The sequence below is a fragment of the Trichocoleus sp. FACHB-6 genome (assembly GCF_014695815.1).
Classification (GTDB): Bacteria; Cyanobacteriota; Cyanobacteriia; order Cyanobacteriales; family FACHB-T130; genus Funiculus; species Funiculus sociatus.
Genome location: NZ_JACJOY010000103.1, coordinates 1 through 4,700 on the forward strand (window position 1 = coordinate 1; position 4,700 = coordinate 4,700).

Consider the following 4,700-nt stretch of genomic DNA (forward strand, 5'->3'; position numbering starts at 1 on the left):
AGAACTTTAACTAATGCGACTGCCAAGGTTAATCTTTGTTTTATTCGCTTGATGATTAAGAGGCTTGCAGCACCTTCTTAGATATCAAACTTAGATGTCAAATGGGTTCTATAAAGCGCTATCGCTAACGCGGTTCATTTCTTAATCCTTATTCCTGCTTAATAGACTCAGGAACACCAACCGCTGATAAACCAGCGATCGCTCGCAAATTCTGACAACGAATTAACTCGGTAAAATTCAAACTAAGACGACCTTCGATGTTAGCCACAGATTCAATAGCAGACAACATCTGTTGAGCAGCTTCAGCTTCAGAATAACCGCGCCTAATCGCTACCTTAATTGCCGCTTCATCCGCATCCAGTTGCGACTGAGAACTGCGAGAATTGCGGAAAATTTGGGATAGGGCGATCGCGCTCATTCCTCCAGCCACCACCACACCCACAGCATCCCCCTGCACAAGTTCCACCATCGCCCCTAAAACCCCAGCCAGCGTAACACCTTGATAAATATCAGGCTTGAACCACTTAATGCCTATCAACCAGGAAACAGTTCGTAAAATTAGCAAATCTCGCTGCGGCTGAGACAATCGCCGCCACAAATCGAAATTAATATAAATCGTTCGATCCTGCGCCCAAGGTTGGGGAAAGGGGCTATCAATCACCTGCGGTTGCTGCGGTTTGCTGACAATTTTCGTCAACATCCGACCAGATGCAGGCATGACATCTAACAAACGGCGAATTTCAGGCTCTGGATTCATCTTTTAGGAGCTAGTGAGAAAGTGAAGTAGGCAATGCCCACCCTACTCAAAACTATTCTAATTTTGGGGTACAGGAGATGGAACTGGTGATGCGGTAGGTTTCGGTTGCGATCGCTGCTGATTTGGGGTAGTGGCTTTGGGCGCAGCACCCGTAGGTTTAGGCGTTACTGGGGTAGCTGGCTTAGGAGCAGCACCAGTAGGGCGGGGCTTTGCCGCTGGGGGCTTGGTGGCTGGTGGTGCCGTTGGTACGGGTGCCACTTTGGGGCTAACTGTTGGTGCTACTAACGGGACGGGAGAAACCGTGACGCTGGGCGAAGGCGAGACGGCGGGGGTGATCGGAGCGATTTGAGCGGGGGAAGTTTTGTCACCGAGAATGGTGGGATCTCCTGTGTCAAACACACCAGCCAGGCAAGCAATCATCATCGTTGCCAAGGTGCCGACAAACAAAGCTTTCCAACCGAGTTCGGAAATATCTTTGCGCCGCGAGGGAATCAAGGCAATTGTGCCGCCTACAAAAATTCCCACAGATGCTAAATGAGCAAATCCCGAAAGAGCGTAGCTGACAATTAAGACAGTGCGATCGCTGACTGTTCCCGCCGCAGCTGCTTCTGCCAATGCTTGATAAGGAGGAATTGCAGTTTCTAATAGTCTGCGCCCAATAATTACCGAAGCTGTCCAAGATTCACTAAACGGAACACCTGTCAAGATAGTTAGGGGATAAAACAAGAATCCTTGAATATTTGCCAAGGTGACAACTTTAAATACATCACCCACTGGACCAGGTAAACCACCCAACCAACCAAAAACTTGATTAACTAAAGAAACCAAACCCAAGATTAAAATTAACACAGCAGCGATCGCTACTGCCATTTTCACCCCATCTAAAGCTCCCACAATTGCGGCATCTAGTGGGCTGATGCGTTCGATGGGTTCTCCCGCTACGGTTTCCTGTTTAAACTCCTCTTCATCCCCAAACGCCTCAAGCTCTCTAGCGCTTTTCTCGGTAGGAATGCCCCCAAGAGTGAGAGGAGTTTCTGTTTCTGGGACTAAAATTTTCGATAAAACAAAACAGGCGGGAATCGCGATAATCGATGCCGATACTAAGTGTCCCAGAATGTTCGGAAAAACAGGTCTTAAGAAACTAACGTAAATCGCCAAGGTTGATGAAGCAGCAGTTCCGAAACAACAGGACAGAATGGCGCACAGTTCTGATCGAGTCATTTTTGCCAAAAATGGCTTGACAACAATAGCCGCTTCAATTCCCACAAAAATATTAGCAGCACCGCTGAGGGCTTCGGCTCCACTCAAGCGCATTGTCCAATAGAATAATTTGGCAAAAATGTTTGTAACTACTTGGATGACACCAATGTTGTAAAGTAGCGCCATCAGTCCGGAGAAAAAGATTACTGTAGGTAAGGCGCGAAAGGCAAAAATATATCCTAGATTGATTGGTGGATCTTGACCGGGAACTGGGACAATATTTCTACCAAAAACAAATCTTGCGCCAGCGTCAGCAGCCAGAAAAACGCCATCAAGTAAGCTAGTAAACCACTCTAACGCTGTGCGAGTTGGTGGAAACTGAAACACTAAAAATGCTAAAACTAATTGCAAGCCGATGCCCCAGATGATGACGCGCCAAGGTATAACCCGTTTGTGTTCTGAAAACAACCAGGCGATCGCGCATAATCCAAATATGCCCAGAAACGAGATAATGTTGAGATAAGACATGGGCGAGAGTCCTTACTTTTATACAAAGTGCTTCCCATTCCGCCTTTTGTTAAAACTTTGGCGTTTTTCAGCTTTATTCCCACCTTCCGGGGGATGACACAATACACCCAAGACAATAACTGAAAATGAGGTACTTCGGTACTACTACAGCCTTAAAATAAGCGCAGAATACAAAAATTTATTCAAACTTAAGACATTTCTTAAAGTCAGGGAAGCAACTTGACTAGGCCAGTCTCAGACTCGTTATCCTGAATCTTGGGCAGTTAACCACCAACAAATTCAATAAATGGAAGCTTTTGACCCAGTTCCTCCTCAATGGATTGAAGCGGCGATTCACGCCCACGATTTCTGCTGTCCCAAATGTCGCGCCGACTCTAGGGAGCAAGCGCGGGTTTGGATAAACAGGCGATCGCCTGTGATGACCCCAGAGTATCGCAGAAAATGGCAGGAGTTTTATCAGTGCCAATGCGGTTCTGCGTGGTGGGCGTGGAGTAGCGATCGCCCTCCCTCAGACTTGGCAAAACGCGACCGTCCCCCAATTGACGAATGATGCTTTAGGAACTAGAGGCGCGATCGCATTCTCTCTGGTTATTCAGTGCGTTAGCGAAGCGAAGCCGTTAGGTTTATCGCACGATCGTGTCAGCCGTAGAGAAAAGAGCGATCGCATTCTCTCTCAGTTGTCAGCGCGATCGCATGATTGTGTGATTAGCAGGTGCGATCTCCTCCCCACCTACTACACACCTTCCAACCGCAGAAAATGCACCCGTCCCGATGCTTCACCTGCGACAATCGTTACTCCATCCGGCGCGACAGCACAGCACCTTAACGGGCCATCACCACTGAAACTGGCAATAATCTCCCTGCGATCCAAATCCCAAACTTTGAGAGTGTTGTCCCATGAAACAGAAATTACTCTCTTGCCATCTGATGTCACTTTGGCAGCATATACCTGGTCGGTATGACCAATGAGGGGAAAAAGTTCCTCTCTTGTTTCCAGATTCCAGACCTTGAGAGTGTTGTCTAATGAAGCAGAAATTATTCGCTTGCCATCAGGTGTTACTGCCACAGCATTTACTGATTCGGTATGACCAGTGAGGGTAAAAAGTTCTTCTCCTGTTTTCAAATTCCATACCTTGAGAGTCTTGTCAGATGAACCAGAAATTACTCGGTTGCCATCAGGTGTTACTGTCACAGCATATACTTTGTCGGTATGACCTTTGAAGGTGATGATGTCCTTTCCTGTTTCTAGATTCCAAACTTTGAGAGTCTTGTCATCTGAACCAGAAATTACCCGTTTACCATCTGGTGTTACTGCCACAGCATTTACCGACTGAGTATGACCTATGAGGAGAGAAACTTGTTCTTTCGTTTCCAAATTCCAGATTCTGATAACTTCGTAAAGTGAACCAGAAATCAATCGTTTGCTATCGGGTGTCACTGCCACAGCGTTTATCCTGCTGATATGACTTTTGAACGTAAAAAGTTCCTTTGTCGTTTCTAAATCCCAAACTTTGAAAGTTTTGTCATATGAACCGGAAATTACCCTCTTGCCGTCTGCTGTCACTGCCACAGTAATTACCTCATTACTATGACCTGTGAAGGTGCAACTGTCTTTTTCCTTTCCCGTTTCCAGATTCCAAACCTTGAGAGTATTGTCTAATGAACCAGAAATCACCTGCCTACCATCTGGTGCCACTACCACAGCTTCTACTGAGAATGCATGACCTGTGAAGGTGAAAAGTTCCTCTCCTGTTTCCAGATTCCAGACCTTGAGAGTGTTGTCAGATGAACCAGAAATCGCCAGTTTGCCATCAGGTGTCACTGCCACAGCATTTACCCTATCGCGATGACCATAGAGGGTGACAACTTCCTCTGCTGTCTCCAAATCCCATACTTTAAGAGTGCTGTCAGATGAACCAGAAATTACCTGTTTGCCATCGGGTGTTACTACCACAGCATTTACCCTCTCGTGATGGCCTGTTAGGGTGACAACTTCCTCTCCTGTCTCCAAATCCCAGATTTTGAGAGTGTTGTCATCTGAATCAAAAAAACTACCTGAACCAGAAATCGGTAGTGGTAAATATGTAGTGAAAAAATTACTGCATAGATAGCGACGCATTATAATGATGGATAAAATACCATATAGCCCCAATGTGATTTTCTAACTTTTTAGAAAAAGATAAAGTTTTCCTAACCAATCGAGAAATTCTTTGAC

4 protein-coding genes and 1 pseudogene are annotated in these 4,700 nt (G+C 46.0%); 1 reads left to right on the forward strand and 4 read right to left on the reverse strand.

From position 1 onward, the window contains the following. Nucleotides 1–148: 148 nt before the first annotated feature. Nucleotides 149–757: a DUF3318 domain-containing protein gene (locus H6F66_RS20945; protein ID WP_190424915.1), complete on the reverse strand. Its 609-nt coding sequence runs from the start codon at nt 755–757 to the stop codon at nt 149–151. A gap of 57 nt (nt 758–814) precedes the next feature. Next, entirely contained in the window at nt 815–2,485 is a 1,671-nt protein-coding gene (locus tag H6F66_RS20950) for a nucleoside transporter C-terminal domain-containing protein (protein ID WP_190424917.1), read from the reverse strand. 286 nt (nt 2,486–2,771) lie between these two features. Between H6F66_RS20950 and H6F66_RS20955 the strand changes: the two genes are divergently transcribed. Then, nucleotides 2,772–3,035, forward strand: a complete 264-nt coding sequence (locus H6F66_RS20955) for a hypothetical protein (protein WP_190424918.1) — start codon at nt 2,772–2,774, stop codon at nt 3,033–3,035. A 183-nt stretch (nt 3,036–3,218) separates the two neighbouring features. Here the strand turns inward: H6F66_RS20955 and H6F66_RS20960 are convergent, their stop codons facing one another. Beyond that, nucleotides 3,219–4,604 carry a WD40 repeat domain-containing protein gene (locus H6F66_RS20960; protein WP_190424920.1) on the reverse strand — a complete coding sequence of 462 codons (1,386 nt, stop codon included), beginning with the start codon at nt 4,602–4,604 and terminating at the stop codon, nt 3,219–3,221. Beyond that, nucleotides 4,582–4,700, reverse strand: a pseudogene (locus H6F66_RS20965) (IS1 family transposase); the annotation flags it as partial. The gene H6F66_RS20960 and the pseudogene H6F66_RS20965, both read right to left, overlap by 23 nt.

Coding starts and splice junctions, on each gene's coding strand:
- H6F66_RS20945 (WP_190424915.1), bottom strand. CDS start 757: ATGAATCCAGAGCCTGAAATTCGCCGTTTGTTAGATGTCATGCCTGCA.
- H6F66_RS20950 (WP_190424917.1), bottom strand. CDS start 2,485: ATGTCTTATCTCAACATTATCTCGTTTCTGGGCATATTTGGATTATGC.
- H6F66_RS20955 (WP_190424918.1), top strand. CDS start 2,772: ATGGAAGCTTTTGACCCAGTTCCTCCTCAATGGATTGAAGCGGCGATT.
- H6F66_RS20960 (WP_190424920.1), bottom strand. CDS start 4,604: ATGCGTCGCTATCTATGCAGTAATTTTTTCACTACATATTTACCACTA.